The organism is Streptomyces sp. NBC_00306 (assembly GCF_036169555.1).
Taxonomy (GTDB): Bacteria; Actinomycetota; Actinomycetes; order Streptomycetales; family Streptomycetaceae; genus Streptomyces; species Streptomyces achmelvichensis.
This window is the reverse complement of sequence record NZ_CP108032.1, coordinates 776,121-798,509: the sequence shown is the minus strand read 5'-3', so window position 1 is coordinate 798,509 and position 22,389 is coordinate 776,121. Positions and strand designations below refer to the sequence as shown.

The following is a 22,389-nucleotide window of genomic DNA, read 5'->3' as shown; positions in this document are numbered from 1 at the left end:
ACCGCTGGTCACGCATGAGACGATCGCGTTGTGGCTGGTGTGATCACGGTGTCGGAGCCGTCCTGGATAGCCCGATTCACCGGGCTGAGCCCGAGCCAGTTCGGCAAGCTGGTCACCGCGCTGCGGCGCGAGGATGCGGATCCGGTGCGCAAGGGCCGGCCCTGGAGCCTGGCGCTAGAGGACCGGGTGTTGCTCGTCGCTGCCTACTGGCGCACGAACCTGACGGGGACGTCGGATTCGCCGTACCTCGTGGCCCGGTGTTCGCCCCCGGAACCCGGTCGGCATCCCGCCGTGCACGGCGGGACATTCCACACCGGCTGCTACTGAACTTTTCGTTAGTTCGGTGGGGTTGGTGGATGGATGGTGAGTCCGGTGTGGGTGAGGAAGGACCAGGGCAGCTGCGGGTTCTGGTTGATTCGGTGGATGCCTTGTTCGGTGGCGTCAACAACATCGGCGAGGTGGTTGCCGGCGAGGTTGGCGAGTTCGCGTTTCTTGAGCGATGACCACAGGAGTTCCACCGGGTTGAGCTCGGGTGCGTAGGCGGGTAATCGTTCGAGGGTGAGCCAGTCTTGTTCGGCGACCCAGGCGCGCATGGCCCGGCTCCAGTGGGCGGACAGTCCGTCCCAGACCAGCACCACCCGTTCCTCGCGGTAGAACACCTTCAGCTGTTCCATGACTTCGATGAGCGCGGCGGTGTCGTAGCTACCGGGTTTGACGTGGAAACACAGCCGAGGCCCGCGCTCAGGATCGGCGGCGTGGTAACCAAGAGCTGCAGCCGTCGAGGCGCGCTTCCAATTGAGCCGGTGCCGCAGGAGCGGAGTTCGGCCGCGGGGAGCGTAGGTGCGACGGATCTGAGGCAACAGCGACACGCCCGATTCGTCGAGGAAGACGATCCAGGCACGTGTGTTCACCGCCCCCTTTTGATGCGTGGCCACTCGTGGGCGATCCAGCGGGCGATCTCGGATTCGTTCCGCTCGACCGCGCGACGCTCCGGGCGCTGCAGACTCCATCCCAGCCGGCCGGTCAGCAGTCGCCACACCGACGCCCGCGACAGAGCTACTCCGGTCACGCGCTCGACGACCAGACCGACCCGTTCCAATGTCCACAGATCGGCCTCGAACCCGTGAACTTGAGCACCCTGCTCCAGCGCGGTCCGCACCTGCTCGACCTGGGCATCGTCCAGTTTCGGCGGACGGCCGGTGGCCGGACGTCTCCGCAAGGCATGAGTGCCACCCTTCTCCCACACCCGTTTCCACCGCCGCACGCTCTCGGCATGGACCCCCAACATCCGCGCGACCTCGGCATTCGGGCAGCCCTGCTCAAACAACTCCACTGCTCGCACCCGCCGTGCCTCGGCCAACTGCGGCCGCGTCAAAGGAGGAACGACAGGCCCGGAGGCAACAGACGAAGGTTTGAAAGACACCACTTCAGGATCCCACCAGCGAGCCCCCCGCACCCGCAGAACTAACGAAAAGCTCAGTAAGGGCTGTCCCGTAATCCCCGGTGGACCAGCGCGCGGCGTCAGATGCGGTGCATCGCAAGGCGAAGGGTCGTCCTCATACTGGGCGTATTCGGGCGATCCGACAACGCAGCGAGGTGCCGTAGATGTCGTCGTGCGCCCGCCGGGGATTACGGGACAGCCCTTAGGTCACAGTCTTCGGCGAATTCCCCGGAGAGCCCAGCCGGTGCCTCGGCACAACGACGACACCGGCAGGCCCCTGCCCCCGTACTTCTACTCGTACTCCACCGTCAGCGTGGCCCTCGTGTCCTTGTTGACGAACACATACGCATTCGACGTCTGGTTCGCCGCGAAACGCAGTCGCAGTTGGGTCACCCCCGAGCGGTTCACCGCCGCAAGTCCCGCCGTCGACAGGTTCGTCGAGGATCTGGTGCCCGAGGTGAACGCGGTGACCTCCGCCGATCCCGGGGCCGTCGTGGTGGCCGACCAGTCCGCCGGCTCGACCGTGCACGCGCTCAGGCAGCCGTGGTGCACATCGACCAGCAGGCGGTTGCCCGTCGGGCTGGTCCATGGGGAACCGGAGCCGCTGCTGTGGGTGAGCGTCACATAGGCGCGGGTGAGCTGTTTGCCGGGCGGGATGCGGGAGGTGTCGAAGGACAGCACGCTCCGGTTGTACTTGCCGTCGCTTCCGCGGCCCAGAGCGAGGCCGTACGTCGTTTCCAGCGTGCCGACGGACGCGACCGAGCCGTCTGCTGCGGCCTTGATGTAGCCGTCCTGGGCGTCCGTGCTCGGCAGTGTTATCAGGTTTCCGGCCGGCGGCGGTGTGCCGTCGCCGCCGAGTGCCCTCACCATCGCCATGACGGTCTCGATCTGCTTGCCGCCGTGCCGGGCGTAGGCGGAGTCACCCTGGTAACCCCACCAGTTCCAGCAGCCGTTGGGGTTGTCGAGCGTGGTGGTGGGGACGGCCTGCGGGTACAGCACGATCAGGTTGTTGGTGTCGGCGTACTCGTTGAGATACGCCTTGTCGATGAACTGGCTGCCGAAGCCCTGGTACGAGTAGCCCTGCTTGCAGCCGTGCAGCGCGACCACCAGGGTGCAGGCCGCGCCGTCCGCGCAGGTGTCGGGTACGTAGACGAAGCCCTTCTCGTCCATCGAGATCGTCCGTGCCTGGCCACCGGGCGCGTAGGGGTTCTGGTCGAACTGGGTCAGGGTTCCGCCGGGTGCGGCGGCGGGGGCGGTGGCGCTGCCGAGGAGGTGGCCGAGCAGGTCGCGTTCCGCGTCGAAGCCGCAGTTGTTGATCCACGGATTCGCCGTGACCGTGCAGGAGTTGGGGCCGAGCGGGCTGATCCACGCGTGGCCGGCCGCCGTGCTGTTGTCGTAGCGGACGCGCGCGCCCAATCGGCCGTAGTAGTCCGACAGCGCGTCGGCCACCGGGCGCTTGACGGTGGTGTCACCCGATCCGCTGAAGACGTAGACCGGATCTCCGACGAGATGGGACACCGGGTCCACGAGACCCTGCGCCGACCAGTCACGGGTGGTCTGTTCGAGCTTGTCGAGCTGGAGGTCCTGAAGGGTGTCCATGCAGGCCAGCAGGGCCTTGTTGAGGTCGTTCTGTGCGCAGAAGTTCGGGCCGGACGCGAACGCCGCCGAGCCGTCGAACGTGCCGGAGTACGCGACATGCAGCTGGGTGGCCATATAGCCGCCGGACGAGATGCCGGCGCTGTAGACGTCGCTCACGTCGTACGGTCGCAGCTCACCCGGTACCGGCGCCCGTGCCGGTACGGATGCCGGTACGGGCGCAGATGCATGGACCGGTGCCTGGGCGGCGGCCGCGGGCGCGGAGGCGGGGAAGGCGAGCGCCGCGACCAGCAACGGAATGAGCGCGGCGGGCCGGAGGAGACGGGCAGCGGGCGACGATCTCATGGACCCTCCCGGGTGAGGTGCGGCCCACGGCGGAATCCCGTCCGTGGATTCCGGGAGATTAGGAGCCCGTCACCCGACCGGATATGTCGCTCGCACCTACAAAGCACCGAGGGGGCGTGTGTGCACACCGAAGACCACGACGACGAAGTGCCGCACCGGGTATGTCAGTTGACGCCCGCAGGACGCAGGACGCAGGACGCAACCCGCAGCCCGCGGCCGAGGCACCTTCGCCCCGGCCGCTGCCCTCAGTTCCTCACCACGCGCCGCGGCGTGGCCGCCCCTCCGGTGAGGCAGGGGTCCAGGAGTCGTCCCTCTCCTGCCGGGAGCGCGCGTTCGAGCCCGGCGATCGCACGGGCTCCGAGGGGCCCGCGGTCTGTCCGTCGGGGTCCAGTACGTCCGCGCCGTACAGGGCCTGCACCCAGTTGGCCTGGTACACGGTGTCGAGGTAGCGCTCGCCGAGGTCCGGGGCGACGGCCACGGCCGTGAGATCGCGCGCGTCGTGCCGGGCCAGCCAGCCCATGGCGCCGCTGACCACCGTGCCCGTGGAGCCGCCGAACAGGAATCCGCGTTTGGCCAGACGGCGGCAGGCGCGAACGGTGTCGGCCTCCTCGACGCGGACCGCCTCGTCCACGAACGACTCGTCCAGCAGCGGCGGACGGACGCTCATGCCGAGGCCGGGGATCATCCGGCGCGCCGGGGCGCCGCCGAAGCTCACCGAGCCGACACTGTCCACGGCGACGATGTGCACCGGCCGGCGCGACTCGCGGAAATACCGTGCGCAGCCCATCAGGGTTCCCGTGGTGCCCGCGCCGACGAACAGGACGTCGAGCTTCGGGAAGGCGCGGGCGATGGCGGGGGCGGTCCGCTGATAGTGCGCCTTCCAGTTGGCCGGATTGGTGTACTGGCTCAGCCATACGTAGCGGTCGTCGGACGCACACATGGCGCGGACGTAGTCGAGGCGCGCGCCGAGGAGTCCGCCGTTGGACCGCTGGCCGGCGACGATGTGCACCTGGCTGCCCAGGGCCTCCATCATCAGCCTGGTCGCAAGATTGCAGCGGGAGTCCGTCACGCACAGAAACCGGTAGCCCTTGCTGGCCGCGATCATGCTCAGTGCGACGCCGAGGTTGCCGGACGAGGACTCGATCAGGATCGAGTCCGGCGTCAGGATGCCCTCCCGCTCCGCGGTCTCGACCATCTCGGTCGCCGCCTTGAGTTTGATCGAACCGGCGAAGTTGAAGCCCTCGCACTTGAGGAAGAGTGAACGCCCGTAGATCGCCGAGAGATCGACATAGAGCTCCTCCTCGTTGAAGGCCTGAGGTACGGAGATGACAGGCACGATGGCCTCCGTGTGGTGGGGGGCGCGCGGGTGGGCTGCTCAGCCGTACCGGCGCAGTTCGTGGAAGAAGCCGTCGGCGACCCGGAGTTCTCCGGTGCGGGCCACCTCGTCGTAGACGTATTTGCCGACCGCCAGATCGAGCACCCCGAGACCGAAGGGGGAGAACACGACGGGCCGGTCCGGCGGCACCGTGACCCGTCCGGCCATCACGTCGTCCAGCGTGCCGTGCACGAAGTCCCGGTTGCCGGTGCGCTGTTCGGTCAGATGCGGTGAGGTGCCGGCCCGCAGGCAGTGCTCGATGTCGTCGACGATGTTCGTCGACGCGAGCAGGATCTCCGGGTCGAGGTCGCGCAGTGACACATGCAGGACCACGGGGTTGTGCTCGAACCACGACAGGTCGCCGACGTGCGGCTGACCCGCGACGGTGGCGAAGACCACCAGGTCGCTGAGCCGGATCAGGTCCTCGGCGCTGCTGTGCACGGTGATGCGTCCGCCGCCGCCCGACTGTTCGAGGTAGACGCGGAAGCCCGCCGCGCTGTCGGCCGACAGGTCGTGCACCCCGATCTCGTCGAACGACCAGCCCGTCCCCACCAGGAAGGTGTGGATGTACCGGGCGATCAGACCGGCCCCGAAGAAGCCGACGCGCAACGGACGCGGCCGGTCACGGGTGAGCCGGTCGGCGGCCGCTGCGGCCGACGCGGCGGTCCGGGTGGCGCTGATGATCGAGCTCTCCAGACAGGCGAACGGGTAGCCGGTGTCCGGGTCGTTGAGGATCAGCACCGCCGAGGCGCGGGGGATACCGGAGGCCACGTTCTGCGGGAAGCTGGAGATCCACTTCAGTCCGTCCACGCGGTTCCGCCCGCCGATCGACGCCGGCAGCGCGATGATCCGGGAGGTGGGACGGTCGTGGAAGCGGAGGAAGGACGACGGCGGGTTCACCGACTCGCCTGCTCCGTGCAGCCGGTACGTGCCCTCGACCACCTCCACGATCTCCTTTTCGCGGCCTTCCAGAGCGTGTTGGACCTGGTCGCCCGTGATCACGGCGAAGGACGGCGCGGACAGGGGTTCTGGCATGGCGGGCTCCGTTGCGGGAGAGGGGGTGGTGGTCATCGGACAGCCGCCTGGACGGTCGGCGAGCAGTCGCCCAGGCGCACCGGGTCGGCCATCGCCACGACCACGTCCCGGGGTCCTTCGAAGGGCTCCCTGCTGTGCGCGGTACGGATGTTGTCGACGAGCAGCAGGTCACCGGCCAGCCAGGGCTGCCGGGCGGTGTGGGTGTCGTACACCGCGTTGATCAGCTGGACGGTGTCCTCGGTGAGGGGGTCGCCGTTGCCGTAGCGGGTGTTGAACGGCAGACCGCCGGCGCCGTACTCGTCGATCAGGTACTCCCGCACCTCGGGTGCCGTCGTCCACTCGTTGAGGAACGCGATCTGGTTGAACCAGCACCGCATGCCGGTGACCGGGTGACGCACCACGGCGCTGCGCAGCTGCCGGGTGCGCAGTCCGCCGTCGGGCTGCCAGGCGAACTCGATCGCGTTGGCGCGGCAGTAGTTCTCGACGGCGGCGCGGTCCTCGGTGCCGAACGCCTCCGCGACGGAGGCTCCGATCTCGTCGTTGTAGCTGCGGGTGAGCAGCCAGCCCTCGCGCTCGAACCGTTCGGTCAGGGCGGGGGGCAGATCGTCGAGCACGGCCGCCGAGTCGGCGACCGCGGTGGCCCCGCCCTCGGTGGGCGCGGTCAGGCACGCGAACATCATCAGGCCGGGGAACTCCTGGGTGTAGCTGAGCTCGTGATGCATGCACATCGGCTGGTTCGACGGCCAGGCCGTCGACGAGTAGACGCCGTCGGAGTAGGTCTCCCGCAGCGCGAAGGCCTCCTTGTCGGCCGCCGGTCCGGTGGCGAGCTGCCGGAGCACCGCGGCGACGTCGTCCGCGTCGCGCAGCCCGAGGCCGCGGACCAGGACCGCGCCGTGCTCGGCGACGGCGGCGCGCAGTGCGTCCCGCTGCTGGGCGGGCCAGCTCATGGTGTCGGTGCCGGGTTCCAGTTCCAGCACGGGAGGCCGGCCTGGGCGCGATTCCAGGCCCGGCAGCGCGGTGGTGAGCGAGGAGGGCATGGTGGGCTTCCTTTCAGGCGGGGGGCCGGACGGATGCGGCGGAGGGTTGGTCGTGCCAGGAGACGGCGCCGTCCTGTGGACCGGCCGGCTGTGGACCGTCCGGCACCGACACGGGCCTCAGCAGCGGCGAGTTCTGTGGGGATGGGCCGTCGGTGGCGTCGGCGGCCGCGGCTCGTTCGTCGACGAGGGCGGCCAGGTCGGCGAGGACCGGGTGGCGGGTGATGTCCTTGAGGGAGACGACGCGGTCCAGGGACACCACGAGCTTGACCGCTGTCAGCGAGGTGCCGCCGTGGTCGAAGAAGTGGTCGAGCCGGCCGACGCGTTCCTGCGGTATGCCGAGCACCGGGGCCCAGGCCGCGGCCAGGCGCTGTTCGGTCGGCGTCAGCGGCGCGCGGTGGCCGTTCTCCGCCGCTTCGGGCGGCCCGGCGGCGTCGAGCTGTTCGGCAAGCGCCGTCAGCGCCTTCTTGTCGATCTTGCCGTTGGCGGTCAGGGGCAGGCTCTCCTGCCAGTGGAAGGACGACGGCACCATGTAGGGGGGCAGTGACCGGCTCAGCCGGTGCCGCAGGTCGTCGGCCTCCAGCGGGCCGGGGCCGGAGTAGAACGCCACCAGATGCGCACTGCGGCCCGCGGATCGGGTGATCACCACCGCACCGTTGCGGACACCGGGTGTCCGCAGCAGGGTGTTCTCGATCTCGCCGATCTCGATCCGGAAGCCGCGGATCTTGACCTGGCTGTCCTTGCGGCCGAGGAACTCCAGCTTTCCCCCGGGCAGCCAGCGGCCGTAGTCGCCGCCCCGGTGCAGCCGCAGGCCAGGACGGTGCGGATCATCCATGAAGGCGGGCCGGGTGCGTTCGGGGTCGTTGATGTAGCCCCGGCCGACGCAGACGCCGGAGAAGACGATGGCGCCGGGAGCCCCCAGCGGCACGGGGGAGAGGTGCTCGTCGACGACGTAGATGTGCACGTTGTTGACGGGGCGGCCGAGCGGTACACGGTCGGTGTCCGGCACCCGGTCCATGACCTCGTGGTTGGTGTCGTCGGAGGTCTCGGTCAGTCCGTAGGCGTTGACCAGCGCGATCCCCGGCTGCGCGGCGAACCAGCGCTGGACGAGTTCCATCTTCAGCGCCTCGCCGGTCACCGAAACCCGTCGCAGGTCCGGGAGTTCGCGGGGGTGGCGCTCCAGGCAGGAGAGCACGGCGTCGAGGTAGGACGGCACCACCTGGAGGACGGCGACACGTCCGTCGACGACGGTGTCGAGGAACTGCCGTGCGTCCAGGACCGCTTCCTGCCCGACGAGCAGGGTCCGCCCGCCGGCCAGCACGGGCGCGAGCAACTGCCACAGGGAGATGTCGAAGCACTGGGGCGCGGTCTGGGCGACGACATGTCCCTCGTCGATGCCCAGGTCGTCGATCTTGGCGTAGAGGTGGTTGAGCATGCCGGCGTGCTCGCACATCGCGCCCTTGGGTTCACCGGTGGATCCGGAGGTGAAGAAGACGTAGGCGAGCTGGTCCGGCCCGACGCGGACACCGGGGTCGGCGTCGGAGTGGTCCTCCGCGTAGGCGGCCTCGACGAGGAGCGTCTGTACTCCGGGGCGCGACTCTGCGGCCGCCGACCGACCGGGCTGCGATGGGTCGGAACCCTCTGCCCGGGCCCCGGACTCTCGGCGCTGCGACTCCAGTGCCTCGTCGAGTGTCGCGGTGCTGCCGGGTTCGGTCAGGACGAGCCGGCACGCGGCGCGGTCGAGCATGGCGGCGATCCGGCCGGCGGGGAAGTGCGGTTCGACGGGCAGATAGACGCCGCCCGCCTTGAAGACGCCGATCACCGCCGCCATCCAGTCGAGATTGCGCTCGGTCACGACCGCGACGACGTCCTGGCGGCGCAGTCCGCGAGCCAGGAGGGCGCCCGCCAGGCGGTTGGCGCGGGTGTTGAGCTCCTCGTACGTCCACTGCCGTTCGCCCTGTACGGCGGCGACCGCGTCCGGACGGATCCGCACCTGCTCTTCGAACAGTTCGTGGAACCGGCGGTCCGGCAGCTCCCGGTGGGGCCCGGCGAGCCCGTCGAGCTGGAGATCGAGTTCCCCGGCGGACAGCAGGCTCTGCCGCCCGTGATCGGCCTCCGGATCGGCGGCGATGAGCGCGAGCGCGGTGAGGTGATAGCCGGCGATCCTGGCGGCGCATTCGGCGTCCAGCACATCGGTCCGGTAGAACAGCCGCAGACCGCGACGGGCGCCGTGGTGGGGGAGCGCCACGCGCAGTACGGTGTCCCGCTCCCGGCCGTCACCGTCGCCGTACGGATCGAAGAGGGTCTCGGGCAGCGGCTCACCCAGACCCAGCTCGCGCCTGAAGTCGTCGACGGGGAAGTCCTGGTGTGCCAGCAGCTCCGCCTGTGCCCGGTCGGTGTCCTCGATCAGCGCACGCCAGGTCCCTGAGGCGGTCGACAGCCGGCACGGCAGCGGCGTGCCGTCCGGCGTGCGGACGTACGTCGCGACCGCCTGCTCGCCGGACAGCGCCGCGAGCACCTTGGCGTGCGCGGCCAGCAGCACCGAACTCAGCGGCAGGTCCGCCTCGTCCGCCCACCGGCGCAGCGATGCCAGCAACTCGTCCGGTACGGCCGCCGTGTACTCGGCGGTCCCCGGCACGCGGTCGCCCGACCAGCGGGGGATCGCGGTGAAGGTGCCGGCGGTGAGCACCCCGCGCCAGAACTCGGCGTCGGTCTGCGTGGACGTTGCCATCACTCCTACCTCCACTGCTCGCCGGTGTCCCGGCCGATCGGCCGAGCCGGGTTCCCGGTCCACCGGGCGTTCTGCGGGACTGCCTCGCCCTTCATGAGGAAGGAGTCGGGGGCCAGCTCCGCGCCGTCGCCCACCGTCACGCCGTAGTGGACGAAGGCGCCGACCCCGAGCGTGCAGCCGGCGCCGATGCTGCTGCGGTCGGACTTGAACGTGCCGTCCTCCTGGGAGTGGCACTGGACGACACTCCCCGCGTTCAGCGTGCAGTTGTCGCCGACGGCGACCAGGGGGCGCTCCGTGAACGAGCAGCCGTCGTCGAAGACTCTGCGGCCGAGCCGGACTCCCAGCAGCCGCCAGATCAGGTTCTTGTACGGGGTGCCGTTGTAGATGCGCAGCCAGGTCTCGTTGGGCACCTTCCAGTACCGCTCACGTCGCCAGAAGCGGCGGTCGTAGATCGAGCAGAACACCGGACACAGCGGGTGCAGAGCGGTGACGGCCCGCTCGACCAGTACGTAGTACACGGCGCCGGACAGGAGGAGGAGGAGGTTGCCCAGCGCGATCGCCAACGCGCCGAGCGAGGCGTAGAGCTCCGCGGTCACCGCGACGAGGAGTGTGAACCAGGTGAAGTAGAACCACCGCACCAGCAGATACAGCACCATGGTGACGACGTTGTGCTTGTTCTTGGCGGCGAGGTTGGCGGGCAGCTCTTCTTCGTTCTTGAGCTGGTCGAACGTGCTGTCCCGGTGGACGGACCGGGGGATCTCGAAGCTGGGCGAGCCCAGCAGCCCGACGCCTTCACGGACCGTCCCGTCGATGGGGACCATCACCTTCGTGGCGAGCAGGCAGTTGTCACCGGTCCGGCCCCGCGACGGGTAGGCGATCCTGTTCCCGAGGAAGTTGTGCGGGCCGATCGAGGTGCGGGAGACGCTGAAGGACGTGTTCGAGAAGTCGGCGTTGACCATCGACAGGCCGTCGGCGATCATCGTCCCCGTTCCGACGGAACTCAGGTACGGCGTCTCGTGCTTCACGTCCGTGCCGAAGTTCGATCCGGTCTGTTCGACCGGCGAGAGCTGGTACCCGAGCGTCCGCAGGTAGTGGACGATGGCGGAGCTGTCCCCGAACAGCCGGGTCATGAACTTCCTGTTGGTGAGGAGGACGATCGCCCGGTGCATCCCGTAGTGGATTCCGTACAGGGGATAGACCCGGCCGGGTGTCATCGCGCGGTTGAACAGCCGGGGCAGCGTGGTCATGATCAGCAGGCCGACGGGTATGGCACCGAAGAAGAGCACGACCGAGGCCACCAGCGCCTCGACGTAGAACGTCCAGCTCGTCAGCGCCGCGGGCCCGGGCTCCAGGGCCGCGGCGAACTGCGGCACCTGGGAGAACATCAGGCCCACGACGCCCACCGCGAGCGGCATGTAGAGGAGCAGTGCTGTCAGCAGCTGAAGGACGCTGTGCACGGCCCGTCGCACGGCACCGCAGCCGGCCGGTCCCACTCCGCGGAAGTCCACCGCGCTGTCGGCCGGAACGGCGGGGGATCCGTGCCAGTGTTCTCCGGCGGGGACCGTCTGTCCGCTGTGCAGCGAGGAGGCGTGGGCCAGTTGGGCCCCGTCCGCCATGGAGCTCCCGATGTCGAGCACGGTCGCCTCGCTGACGGTCACGTCCCGCCCGAGCGTGACCGGGCCCGTCTGGATGCGGCCGGCGTGGGCCCGGTAGCAGGCGAAGAACGAGTCCTTGCGGATGACGGTTCCGTCGCCGACCGCGAAGAGGTCGGTGCACACCGGCATGTTCCGGGAGAAGATCACGACACCCCGGCCGACCTTCGCTCCCAGCAGCCGCAGATAGAAGGTGTAGAGCGGCGAGCCGACGAACAGCACCAGCGGGTTCGCCCGCACCAGCGTCTTGACGAGCCAGAACCGTACGTAACCCAGGCTCCAGACCCGTATCTCGCGCGGCTTCCACCGGCCCATGACCGTCCACTTCACCACGACCGGCAGGGAGCACAGCACCAGGAAGCCGACGGCGCCGAACACGACCGACCGCAGATAGATGTCGGCCACACCCGACCCGGCGGAGATCCACTCGTAGCCCCGCGCGGTGATGAACGCGATGACACAGGAGTAGCCGACGAAAGCAAGCAGTTGCAGCGCTCCGCACAGGACGTACTCCCACAGGCTCGTACGAGCCGTCGGTACGGGAGCAGGCGGTGGCTCGACGGGGGTGGAGGGCTGTGGTGCGTCGGTGAGCGCCGTGGCGAGGCTGTGGATCGTCGGATTCCGGTATACGTCCTTCATGGAGACCGATGGCAGATCCGCGCGCTTTCTGATGCGTGCGCAGAAATGTGCCATCACCAGTGAGTCGGCGCCGAGTTCGTCGAAGAAGTGGCTGTCGGCCGACACCTCCGGGACGCCCGCGACGTCGGCCAGCATCTCGGCGAGGATCTGCTCGGTTCCGGCGGCGGACGGTTCGGTTGGCGCGGTGGGTGTCTGCCCGACCGGGACTGGGGGGGTCTGTTCGCTTGGGGCGGTGGCGGTGTCGTACCCGTTTTTCCGGACCACGGCGGATTCCGCCGGGCCGGGGGCCAGTGCTTCAACGGGCTTTCCCACCATGCGAGCTCCTCGGAAGGTCGTGACGGCCGGACCGCTACGGGCCCAGGCGCAGGGCCCGGGGCGTCGCCCCCGCGACGCGTCGATCGTGCGATCCGTACGGCGGGTGGCGTATCGAGCACGGACGGCAAACCGGTCGGCACTTCACCCGACCCGGTGCCCATGGGGCTCGACGCCGGACACTGCCGGACGTCTTGACCTGTATTCGACACGGGCAGTGGGACGGATTGGCCAAATCATGACTTGTCTCGCATATCGGTCTTGATCTCGAACCGTGGACAGTGCCGGGCCGCCCCGGGGGTGGAGGCGGCGGGAACCCTGTACTGTCCGCGCAGCGCCTGAACCCGGGGTGACGAGAGGTGCGCGGGCGCCCTTCAGCCACGACCGCCCCGCCCGGCAGAACCATCCGGGTGACCGTCGCCGCGGCCGGAACCCCGGCCGTGACGAAGAGTCTCCCGGCGAGCGCCTCGCCCGGCAGCGGCGGTGGCCCGCGGCCCGTACGGGCATGGCGCCCACGAGCGCCGTGCCGAGCTCCCGCCCGGATGGCGGACGTCTTCAGCAGCCACGACGCGCCGTCGCGCCGACCGGCCGGCGGGGCTGCCGTCACGACCGATGTGGCCGGGTTGTCGACAAGCGGGATCGACGTCGCCCGCACCAGCAGCGCGGCACCGATCGGCCGGAAACGGTGACTGCCGCGGCCGCGCCCAGGGCGAAGCCGAGTGCACCGCTCGCCGCACCATCACCGTCGCCTCGGCGAGCGCCGAAGTGGCAGGACGGTGCGCCGGTGGCCGGCCCGCTCTCCTGGGGGCCTACTCACGGAGGTGTGTGAAGGGCGCCGCGCATCGAACCGGCCGCGCGTGACACGCCGCAATGCGCTCTCCCCGCAGCCGACGGGAACGCGGCCACGCGCTGTGCCCCGACCGGGCGGGGTCGACGCAGAACGTCGCCCCGCCCGCCGACGAGCCCCTCGCGAGAGGCCGTGCACGGCGCGCTCATCCCCGAGCTGCGGTCACTGCCGGCCGTGCATCCCCCGCGTGCCCCCGTGGCACAGCTCCAGGCGCGGCCGATCAGGTGAATCCCGCAGGCCGCGTGCCACCTGGCGGACCGTGCCTACGCGGGAGGGGCGACCAGGCTGTCCGACTGGTTCGCCCTGCGCAGCGAATCGACGACGAACCCGCCGGCTTTCAGATCCTCGACGAGCTCCCGGAGGAACTCGACGGTCTCGGTCCGCCGGGTGACCGGCGTGCCCACCGCCTGCTGGATCTGCATGAAGCGGTCCTCGATCAGACGCGTGTCGGGATGCGCGGCGACGAACTCGGTCATCGGCTGCCTGATGCCTGCCGCGACCTCCAGCCCCTCGGTGCGGAACGCCTCGGTCCCCTCGTCCGCGCGCACCACCGTCGCGTGCTGGAGCGTGCGGGAGAGGAAGAGGTCGTAGGCCGATCCCTTCTTCACTCCGATGCGCACACCGGCGCGGTCGATGTCGGCGGCGGAGGTGAAGGGTGAGTCGCGGGGTACGGCGTACATGCCCTCGATCACGACGTACGGGGCGGTGAAGGCCACTTCGGCCTCCCGCGCGGGATCGACGGCGAGGAAGCACAGGTCGGCGCGGCCCGAGGTCATCGCCTCGTACGACTTCCGCGCCGCGTCGAAGCAGAGGAGTTCCACCGCGACGCCCAGCCGCCTGCCGACCTCACGCGCGATGTCGACCGTGATGCCGGACGGCGCCTCCGGCGTGCCCTGGGCCAGTACCGGGTTGCCCAGATTGATCGAGGCCCGCAGCACGCCACTGGGGGCCAGGTCCTCGGTGATGGCAGCAGTAGTGATCCTCATGAAGGGGAGTGTAGGTGCCGAACCGGTGCCACCGGCCCGGGGGACCAGCCTCCACCCCGAGCGGACGATCGCCGCGCTCCGCAGTGCCGCTGGATGGCCCAACTCCGCACCGCCACACGCACGGTGGGGGCCGAACCGATGATTTTGACATAGCCTTGACAAATTACGATTGCGTTGCGAACATGCAAAACACTCGCACGACGTAGACAAGAATCTTGCGATCCATGCAAGAACTCCGCAGGGCCGTATGCCCCTTGACGGTGGACGCATGCCGTCGCGCGCCTTGCCTGACGCACCCCCACCAGGTCAGGAAGGAACCTCCATGTCCTTACGCCGTCTTCCGGCATGGGCGGCACCACTCGCCGCCCTCGCGCTGGTGCTGTCCGGCGCACCGGTGCCCGCCGCGGCCGCCGCGGCGCCGGCCGCCATCCCGCCCTCCGACTACCAGCAGGTCCAACTCGCTTACGGGGCAGCCGAACTCGGCGAGGCGATGTCCCTCGCCGTCCTTCCGGACCGCTCCGTCCTGCACACCGCGCGCGACGGCACGGTCCGGTACACGGACCCCGCGGGCAACACCAAGGTCGCCGGCAAGCTGGACGTCTACACCCATGACGAGGAAGGACTCCAGGGCGTGGCGGCCGACCCCGGCTTCGCCGCCAACCGCCATGTCTACCTCTACTACTCGCCCAAGCTGAGCACCCCCGCCGGCGACGCCCCGGTCACCGGCACCGCCGCCGACTTCGAGCAGTGGAAGGGACATCTGAATCTGTCCCGGTTCACGCTCAGGAGCGACGGGACACTCGACCCCGCCAGCGAGAAGGTCGTCCTCGAAGTCCCCAACGACCGTGGGCAGTGCTGCCATGTCGGCGGTGACATCGACTTCGACACCGCCGGGAACCTCTATCTGACCACCGGCGACGACACCAACCCGTTCGAGTCCAGCGGCTACAGCCCCATCGACGAACGGGCCGACCGCAACCCGCAGTTCGACGCCCAGCGCTCCTCCGGGAACACCAACGACCTGCGGGGCAAGGTCCTGCGGATCAAGCCACAGCCCGACGGCAGTTACACCGTCCCGGCAGGCAACCTCTTCGCACCCGGCACCGCCAGGACCCGGCCGGAGATCTACGCGATGGGATTCCGCAACCCGTTCCGGATGTCCGTCGACCGTGCCACGGGAGTTGTCTACCTCGGTGACTACGGCCCCGACGCCGGCGGTACCGACCCGAACCGGGGCCCCGGCGGTCAGGTGGAGTTCGACCGCATCACCGGCCCCGGCAACTACGGATGGCCGTACTGCACCGGCACCAACACCGCCTCGGAGACGTACAACGAGTACACCTTCCCGAGCGGACCCGGCGCCGCCAAGTACAACTGCGCCGGCGGGCCGGCCAACAACTCCTTCCGCAACACCGGACTCGCCACCCTTCCCGCCGCGAAGCCCAGCTGGATCAAATACGGCGACGCGGGCTCCCCGCCCGAATTCGGCGGCGGCTCCGAGTCGCCCATGGGCGGCGAGGTGTACCGGTACGACGCGGGCCTCAACTCCTCGGTGAAGTTTCCGCAGTCGCTCGACGGGCGCTACTTCGCCTCCGAGTACGGACGCCGCTGGATCAAGGCCGTGGAGGTCAGGTCCGACGGCTCGTACGGCCTGATCGAGGACTTCCCCTGGACCGGCACACAGGTCATGGACTCCGACTTCGGCCCCGACGGCGCTCTGTACGTCCTCGACTACGGCTCGGGCAGCGGCAATCAGGCGCTGTACCGCATCGAGTACATCGGCGGCAGCAACCGCAACCCCATCGCCAAGGCCGCCGTCGACAAGACCTCCGGGCCCACACCGCTCACGGTCGCCTTCTCCTCACAGGGCAGTTCCGACCCCGAGGGCAAAGCCCTGACGTACTCCTGGAACTTCGGTGACGGCACGACGTCGACAGCCGCCAACCCCGGACACACGTACACGACGGCGGGCACCTACCGCCCGACGCTGACCGTACGCGATCCCGAGGGTCTGACCGGCACCGCGAGCCTGGTCGTCACGGCGGGCAACACCGCACCGACCGTCACCCTGACGACTCCCGCGGACGGAGCGCTGTTCTCCTTCGGCGACACCGTGCCCTTCACCGTCACCGCGACCGACCCCGATGACGGGCCGGTCGACTGCGCCAAGGTGAAGGTCACCTATCTGCTCGGGCACGACAGCCACCGGCACCAGATCACCTCGAAGAACGGCTGCTCCGGCTCCATCGCCGTCCCGGCCGACGGCGAGCACGACAGCGCCGCCAACCTCTACGGCGTGTTCGACGCCGAGTACACCGACAACGGCGGACTGACCTCCCACAGCGTCCGCATCCTCCAGCCCAGGCACCGGCAGGCGGAGCACTTCACTGCTCAGTCCGGTATCCAGACGGCGGACCACGGAGCCGCCGAGGGCGCCAAGACGGTCGGCTTCACGGACAACGGGGACTGGGTCTCCTTCCAGCCGTACGCGCTCTCCAACGCCAGGAGCGTGACGGCACGGGTCTCCTCGGGTGGCGTCGGCGGAACCCTCGAAGTGAGGGCGGGCTCGGCGACCGGCACCCTGCTGGGCAGCATGGCCGTCGCGCCGACCGGCGGCTGGGAGAACTTCACCGATGTGTCGACGAACCTGGCGAACGCCCCGTCCGGCACCACCACCCTCTACCTCGTATTCAAGGGAGTGACGGGCCAGGGGAACCTCTTCGACGTCGACGCGTTCACCTTCGCCACCGGCGCACCCACCGGACCGAAGACCGTCGAGGGTGAGGCGTTCACCTCCGGGTCCGGCGTCCAGCCCGCGGCCCACGGCAACGCGAGCGGCGGCCAGACACTCGGCTACATCGAGAACGGCGACTGGGCCGGCTACGCCTCCGTCGCCACGGCCGGTGCGAAGACCTTCTCCGCCAAGGTGTCGTCCGGCGGAGCCGGCGGCACCGTCGAGATCCGCGCCGGCTCCGCCACCGGCACCCTGCTCGGCACGGTCGCGGTCGCGCCGACCGGCGGCTGGGAGACCTTCACCACCGTCTCCACCACGCTCACCGCCACGGGCACCGGACCTCTGTTCCTCCGGTTCACCGGCGGGTCCGGCTCCCTCCTCGACATCGACACCTTCACCCTCGGCTGACGGGTGGAAGGAGACATCGTGAAACGCATCCACCGCACGCCCGGACGCCGCTCCCTGGCGTTACTCGCCACCCTGGCGCTCGGACTCGCCGGGGCAGTGACCGTGCCCGCCACCGCGGCCGCGGCCGACTACGACGTGCTCGTGTTCTCCAAGACGGCCGGCTTCCGGCACGACTCGATCCCGGCCGGGATCGATGCCATCCGCTCGCTCGGCACCGCCGACAACTTCTCCGTCACCGCCACCGAGGACAGCGCCGCTTTCACCGCCTCCCATCTCGCGGGCTACGAAGCCGTCGTCTTCCTCAACACGACGGGCGACGTGCTCGGCGACGCGCAGCAGAACGCGCTCCAGTCGTACGTCGACGCGGGCGGCGGCTTCCTCGGCGTCCACGCGGCCGCCGACACCGAATACGGCTGGCCGCACTACGAACAGCTCGTCGGCGCCCGCTTCCAGAGCCATCCCGCGATCCAGCGGGCCACCGTGAAGACCGAGGACCGCTCGCACCCCGCGACCACCCACCTCGGAGCCGACTGGAGCCGGACCGACGAGTGGTACAACTACCGCTCCAACCCCCGGGCCGGGGTCCGCGTCCTGCAGAGCCTGGACGAATCCTCGTACAGCGGCGGCGAGATGGGCGGGGACCACCCCATCACCTGGTGCCATCCGCAGGGTTCGGGACGCTCGTTCTACACCGGTCTCGGCCACACCGCCGAGTCGTACGCCGACCCCGCGTTCCGCTCGCTGCTGCTCGGCGGCATCCGCTACGCGGCAGGCATCGCCCCCGCCGACTGCAGCCCGCGGGGCGGAACCGGGCCGAAGACCGTCGAGGGGGAGTCCTACACCTCGGGGTCGGGCGTGCAGCCCGCGGCCCACGCCAACGCGAGCGGCGGCCAGACGCTCGGGTACATCGAGAACGGTGACTGGGCGGGCTACGCGTCCGTCGCCACGGCCGGCGCCCGGACCTTCACGGCGAAGGTCTCCTCGGCAGGAGCCGGGGGCACCATCGAGGTACGGGCGGGTTCCGCGACGGGCACGCTGCTCGGCTCGGTGCGCGTCGCGCCGACCGGCGGCTGGGAGACCTTCACCACCGTCTCGACGACCCTCACCGCGACCGGGAGTGGCCCCCTGTTCCTCCGCTTCACCGGCGGCTCGGGTGCTCTCTTCGACATCGACACCTTCACCCTCGCGACGGCGCCGCCGGTGACCGAGGCCCTCTCGCAGAACGTGCACCTCTTCTACTACCCCTGGTACGGCACGCCCGCGGGTCAGGGAAGCTGGCGGCACTGGCAGCAGGGCGGTCGCACCCCGCCCGACGACATCGGCGCCGACCTCTACCCGGCCCTCGGGCCGTACGACTCCGGGGACACCACCGGAGCGGTGGACCAGCACATGCGATGGACGGCGCAGTCGGGTGCGGGCGTACTCGTCTACAGCTGGTGGGGCCGCGGCGGTTACGAGGACGGCATCGCCCGCCGGGTCATGGACGCCGCCCAGCGCCACGGGATCAAGGTGGCCTGGCACATCGAACCGTACGCGGGGCGCACCGCGCAGTCCGTCGTCGACGACATCCGCTACCTGAACTCGACCTACGGCGGCCACCCCGCCTTCTACCGGGACGCCGCCCACGGCAACCGCTCGGCCTTCTACATCTTCGAGAGCCTGCGGATCGCCGACTGGACGGCGCTCGACCAGGTCACGGCGAGCAGCATCGTTCTCGCGCAGACCACCGACACGACGAAGATCGCCCACTTCTCCGGTCTCTACACCTACGACGGCATCGCGGGGGCCACTGCCCCCGGCTGGAAGCAGGCCGGTGACTACGCCCGCGCGAACAACCTCATCTGGGCCCCCTCGGTCGCGCCCGGCTATGTCGACGACCGTGCCGTGCCCGGCAACACCACACCCACACTGGGCCGTTCGAACGGCGCCACCTACGACAAGGAGTGGAACAACGCGCTCGATCCGGCGATCGGCGGCTCCCCGGCATGGGTCTCCGTGACGTCCTTCAACGAGTGGCACGAGGGCAGCTCCATCGAGCCCGCCGCGGCCAACCCGCCTGCCGGGCACGGCTATCAGACCTACTCGGGTGCCTACGGGAAGACCGGCGCCGCGGCCGAGACGGCGTATCTCGACCGTACGAAGTACTGGGTCGGCGAGTTCGAGAAACTGCGAGCCGCGCGACGCCCCTGAGATGAGTCCGCCCGGTCCCGCCGCGGCGCCGGATTCCGCAACCGGCGCCGCGGTGCGCCTCTTGGTGCCGCGCTGTCCGGGCCGGCGGTCAGTGACCGATCGTGCTCTGCGGCAGGGGGAGCGGGAGATCGAGCGGGCGGGTGCGGGCGTCCGGGTCGATCCAGTTCACCGGCGGCGGGTCGAGAAAGGCCTCCGCATGGGAGACGTGACCGCGCGCTCTGACCGACGAGGGCAGCGGATCACGGATGAGCGCGCCCTCCGGCAGCCCGCATTCGTGCAGTAACTCCGCGGTCTCGTGCACGAACATCACCGGCCCGCAGAGGTAGACCGTCTCGCCGGGCCAGTCCCGGCGTTCCCGCAGATGTGTGTGCAGCCGTTCCGCGGCCCGCATCCGGCCCTCACCGCGTTCCTGGTACCACCAATAGGCGCTCAGACAGGGGTGCTTGCGCAGGATGTCGTCCAGGGCCGCGCCGTCGTAGAAGTGCGACTCGCCGCGGGCCACGACGTCGATACGGATACGGGGTGCGGGCCTGCGGGAGAGCAGTGCGTCCAGGACGGACTTGACCGGGGCCCAGCCCGTGCCGGCGGCGATGAGGGTGACGGCGCCGGTGTCGGGCGGCGGGGTGAGCGCGGAACCCGAGGCGGCGCCGAGCCGCAGCACCTGGCCCGGCTCGGTCCGGTCGCACAGCACATTGCTGAGCTGACCGCCCGGCACGCGGCCCACATGGAATTCGAGCACATGGCTGTCGCCCGGGCGTCCCGCGAGCGAGTAGGGCCGCCACACGCCCGGCAGCTCCGGGTGTTCGATCGTCGCGTACTGGCCGGGGAGCCAGGAGTAGGGCTCGGACACGGACGCGCGCACGACCGCCGTGTGATCGCCGTGGAGCCGGTGCGACAGGATGGTCGCCGCCCACCAGGCAGGCTCGCCGGTGGCATAGGACCGGCGCGCCCCGCCGGTCATGGCGCAGGCGGCGTAGTCGTACACCCGCTGCCAGGACGCCTCCGTGCGCCGGTCCCACGAATCCGGGCTGTGGTGGCTGATCGCGGCGACGAGGCTCTCGCCGACCGCCCGGTAGTCCTCGTCCAGAATCCCGAACTTGCGGTGGTCGCGGCCCAGGACCTCCAGATGCGCGGGGAGTCCCGGGTGCCCGAGGTGCTCCACCACATGGACGAGGGCGGTGAACAGCCGGTCGTACTGGTCGTCCATGGCGGGTGGGAACAGCGGGCGCAGCTCGGGATGGTGGGTGAACAAATGTGCGTAGAAGTACCGGACCACATGAGCGGCCCGGCGTCGGACCCGCTCCAGACTGGCTCTGACCACATGAATGTCGTCATATATGTCGTCGTCCATGGTATTCCCCCGGGGCTGCACGTACGTGCGTCAGTTGAACGCGCGTCAAGTGCCGAGCCAGCGCACCGTATCAACTCGGTGGCGGATAAGGGCCGTTCGGAGCGGAATATGTTCTGAACGGGACAATATTGTGAGCCGTCGGACAGAGCGGCCGACCGTACGTTCGGATCCGCGGGCGAGATCCGAACGGCAGGAGCGCCGAGTCCCCTAGAGCCCTTGCCAGGCGGGCTTGGCGGCGAAGGTGGCGCGGAAGTAGTCGCCGAGCTTCAGCCGGGACGCCGCCGCCTCGTCGACCACCACCGTGGCGTGCGGATGCAGTTGCAGCGCGGAGGCGGGGACCAGGGCGGCCAATGGGCCCTCGACGGCGAGCGCCACGGCGTCGGCCTTGGCCTCGCCGGTGGCCAGCAGGACCAGATGACGGGCTTCCAGGATGGTGCCGATGCCCTGGGTGATCACATGGTGAGGGACCTCGTCGAGACCGCTGAAGAACCGGGCGTTGTCCTGGCGGGTCTGCTGCGTGAGGGTCTTGATCCGGGTGCGCGAGGCGAGCGAGGAGCACGGCTCGTTGAAGCCGATGTGCCCGTCCGTGCCGATGCCGAGGAGCTGGAGGTCGACTCCGCCCGCTTCGGCGAGCGCCCGGTCGTAGGCGGCGCAGGCGGCGGCGACGTCCTCGGCGGTGCCGTCGGGGCCCATGAACGCCTCGTCGGTCAGTCCGAGCGGTTCGACGACCTCGCGCAGAACCACCGACCGGTACGACTCGGGGTGGCCGAACGGCAGGCCCACGTACTCGTCGAGCTGGCAGATCCGGGCCCGGGAGGTGTCCACCTCCTCGGCGCGCACCTTGGCGGCGAGGGCTTCGTAGACCGGCAGCGGGGTCGACCCCGTGGCGACCCCCAGCAGGGCGTCGGGCTTGCGTCGCAGCAGGTCGGCCATGGCTTCGGCGATGAGCTCGCCGCCCGCGGCGGAATCCGGAACGATGACAACTTCCACGAAGATCCCTGTCTCTGAAGACATCACTGGTGTAGACCAATCTACCCGGTGAGCGGGGGTGCTGTCGCGCGAAGTCCTGCCGTACCTCCGGGGAACGCGGGATGGCCGGTCCGGAACACCCGTGGGCACGCGGCCGCGGAGGCCGGGTCGTCCGGTCAGAACAGCGGCAGCTGACCGGGGAAGGCGGGCACCACGGAGCCGTCGAGCGACGGCTGCACCGCCGGGTCGTAGGGCGCCTGCCGCAGCGAGCCGGGGCACGAGACCAGCTCGGCGGCGGTGCGCGAGGCGGCGGGGTCGTGGCGGGCGAAACGGCCGCCGACGACGGCGATCTCGCGGCGGCAGACCGGGCACAGCCGGCGGGGAGCGGACATTCGTCCAGTCTGCCAGCACGGTCCGACAAGGGGCGTTGCCGGACGCGCGCGGTGTGCGGGTGGCCGGCCGGTGGGCTGCGCGGGTGGCCGGCCGGGGCCGCGGGGTGCGCGGGTGCGGGGATGCGCGGACCTGCCGGTTCAGGCCCGACCTGCCGTCGCCCGTTCCCGTCCCCGTACCGGGACGCGCGACCCACGGTGCCTGGCTCCGGACGCCCGGGCTGTCGGTGCCTGGCCCCGGACACGCTGCCCGTGCCCGTGCCCGTGCCGGTGCCGGTGTCGGTGTCGGTGTCTGTTCGCGGGCGCCCGCTCCCCGGATGTGCCGCGCACCCGGCCCGCGGCCTCCCCTTCGCCG

Annotated in this window: 14 protein-coding genes and 1 pseudogene; 3 read left to right on the top strand and 12 right to left on the bottom strand. The window is 70.1% G+C overall.

What is annotated here, in order from left to right; translation table 11 throughout:
- Nucleotides 1-30: 30 nt before the first annotated feature.
- Nucleotides 31-225 (top strand): annotated as a pseudogene (locus OHA05_RS03520) (IS5/IS1182 family transposase); the annotation flags it as partial.
- A gap of 110 nt (nucleotides 226-335) precedes the next feature.
- Here the strand turns inward: OHA05_RS03520 and OHA05_RS03515 are convergent.
- The 9 genes from OHA05_RS03515 to OHA05_RS03475 form a co-directional block, all read right to left on the bottom strand.
- On the bottom strand, nucleotides 336-935 hold the full coding sequence (locus OHA05_RS03515) for a transposase (protein ID WP_328859774.1): 600 nt from the start codon (nucleotides 933-935) through the stop codon (nucleotides 336-338).
- The gene (locus tag OHA05_RS03510) at nucleotides 908-1,342 is read right to left on the bottom strand and encodes a winged helix-turn-helix domain-containing protein (protein WP_423247746.1); all 435 of its coding nucleotides are present in this window, start codon (nucleotides 1,340-1,342) and stop codon (nucleotides 908-910) included. Before OHA05_RS03510 ends, OHA05_RS03515 begins: the two co-directional genes overlap by 28 nt.
- A 390-nt stretch (nucleotides 1,343-1,732) precedes the next feature.
- On the bottom strand, nucleotides 1,733-3,382 hold the full coding sequence (locus OHA05_RS03505) for an extracellular catalytic domain type 2 short-chain-length polyhydroxyalkanoate depolymerase (RefSeq protein WP_328859772.1): 1,650 nt from the start codon (nucleotides 3,380-3,382) through the stop codon (nucleotides 1,733-1,735).
- 253 nt (nucleotides 3,383-3,635) lie between these two features.
- Nucleotides 3,636-4,718, bottom strand: coding sequence for a 2,3-diaminopropionate biosynthesis protein SbnA (gene sbnA / locus OHA05_RS03500; protein WP_313947900.1), 1,083 nt, complete (start codon nucleotides 4,716-4,718; stop codon nucleotides 3,636-3,638).
- Between the two features lie 39 nt (nucleotides 4,719-4,757).
- Complete coding sequence (gene sbnB, locus OHA05_RS03495) at nucleotides 4,758-5,828, bottom strand: 2,3-diaminopropionate biosynthesis protein SbnB (RefSeq protein ID WP_328859771.1); 1,071 nt, start codon at nucleotides 5,826-5,828, stop codon at nucleotides 4,758-4,760.
- Nucleotides 5,825-6,829, bottom strand: a complete 1,005-nt coding sequence (locus tag OHA05_RS03490) for a TauD/TfdA family dioxygenase (protein WP_328859770.1) — start codon at nucleotides 6,827-6,829, stop codon at nucleotides 5,825-5,827. The genes sbnB and OHA05_RS03490 overlap by 4 nt, the downstream gene beginning before the upstream one ends.
- A gap of 13 nt (nucleotides 6,830-6,842) precedes the next feature.
- Nucleotides 6,843-9,557 carry a non-ribosomal peptide synthetase gene (locus OHA05_RS03485; protein ID WP_328859769.1) on the bottom strand — a complete coding sequence of 905 codons (2,715 nt, stop codon included), beginning with the start codon at nucleotides 9,555-9,557 and terminating at the stop codon, nucleotides 6,843-6,845.
- A 5-nt stretch (nucleotides 9,558-9,562) separates the two neighbouring features.
- Nucleotides 9,563-12,163 (bottom strand): Pls/PosA family non-ribosomal peptide synthetase, encoded by a 2,601-nt coding sequence (locus OHA05_RS03480; RefSeq protein ID WP_443043624.1) that lies wholly within the window; start codon nucleotides 12,161-12,163, stop codon nucleotides 9,563-9,565.
- 1,107 nt (nucleotides 12,164-13,270) lie between these two features.
- Complete coding sequence (locus OHA05_RS03475) at nucleotides 13,271-13,993, bottom strand: transporter substrate-binding domain-containing protein (protein ID WP_328859768.1); 723 nt, start codon at nucleotides 13,991-13,993, stop codon at nucleotides 13,271-13,273.
- 322 nt (nucleotides 13,994-14,315) lie between these two features.
- Here OHA05_RS03475 and OHA05_RS03470 point away from each other — a divergent pair, with 322 nt between their 5' ends.
- Entirely contained in the window at nucleotides 14,316-17,135 is a 2,820-nt protein-coding gene (locus OHA05_RS03470; RefSeq protein ID WP_328859767.1) for a carbohydrate-binding protein, read from the top strand.
- Between the two features lie 27 nt (nucleotides 17,136-17,162).
- Nucleotides 17,163-19,325 (top strand): ThuA domain-containing protein, encoded by a 2,163-nt coding sequence (locus OHA05_RS03465; protein ID WP_443043826.1) that lies wholly within the window; start codon nucleotides 17,163-17,165, stop codon nucleotides 19,323-19,325.
- An 88-nt stretch (nucleotides 19,326-19,413) separates the two neighbouring features.
- Here OHA05_RS03465 and OHA05_RS03460 read toward each other — a convergent pair whose 3' ends face one another.
- The 3 genes from OHA05_RS03460 to OHA05_RS03450 form a co-directional block, all read right to left on the bottom strand.
- A complete protein-coding gene (locus tag OHA05_RS03460; RefSeq protein WP_328859766.1) occupies nucleotides 19,414-20,676 on the bottom strand; it encodes a globin domain-containing protein in 1,263 nt (420 codons plus the stop codon).
- A 207-nt stretch (nucleotides 20,677-20,883) separates the two neighbouring features.
- The gene (gene nagB / locus OHA05_RS03455) at nucleotides 20,884-21,666 is read right to left on the bottom strand and encodes a glucosamine-6-phosphate deaminase (RefSeq protein WP_328863326.1); all 783 of its coding nucleotides are present in this window, start codon (nucleotides 21,664-21,666) and stop codon (nucleotides 20,884-20,886) included.
- Nucleotides 21,667-21,821: 155 nt separating this feature from the next.
- Entirely contained in the window at nucleotides 21,822-22,037 is a 216-nt protein-coding gene (locus tag OHA05_RS03450; protein ID WP_313947907.1) for a hypothetical protein, read from the bottom strand.
- Between the last annotated feature and the right edge of the window lie 352 nt (nucleotides 22,038-22,389).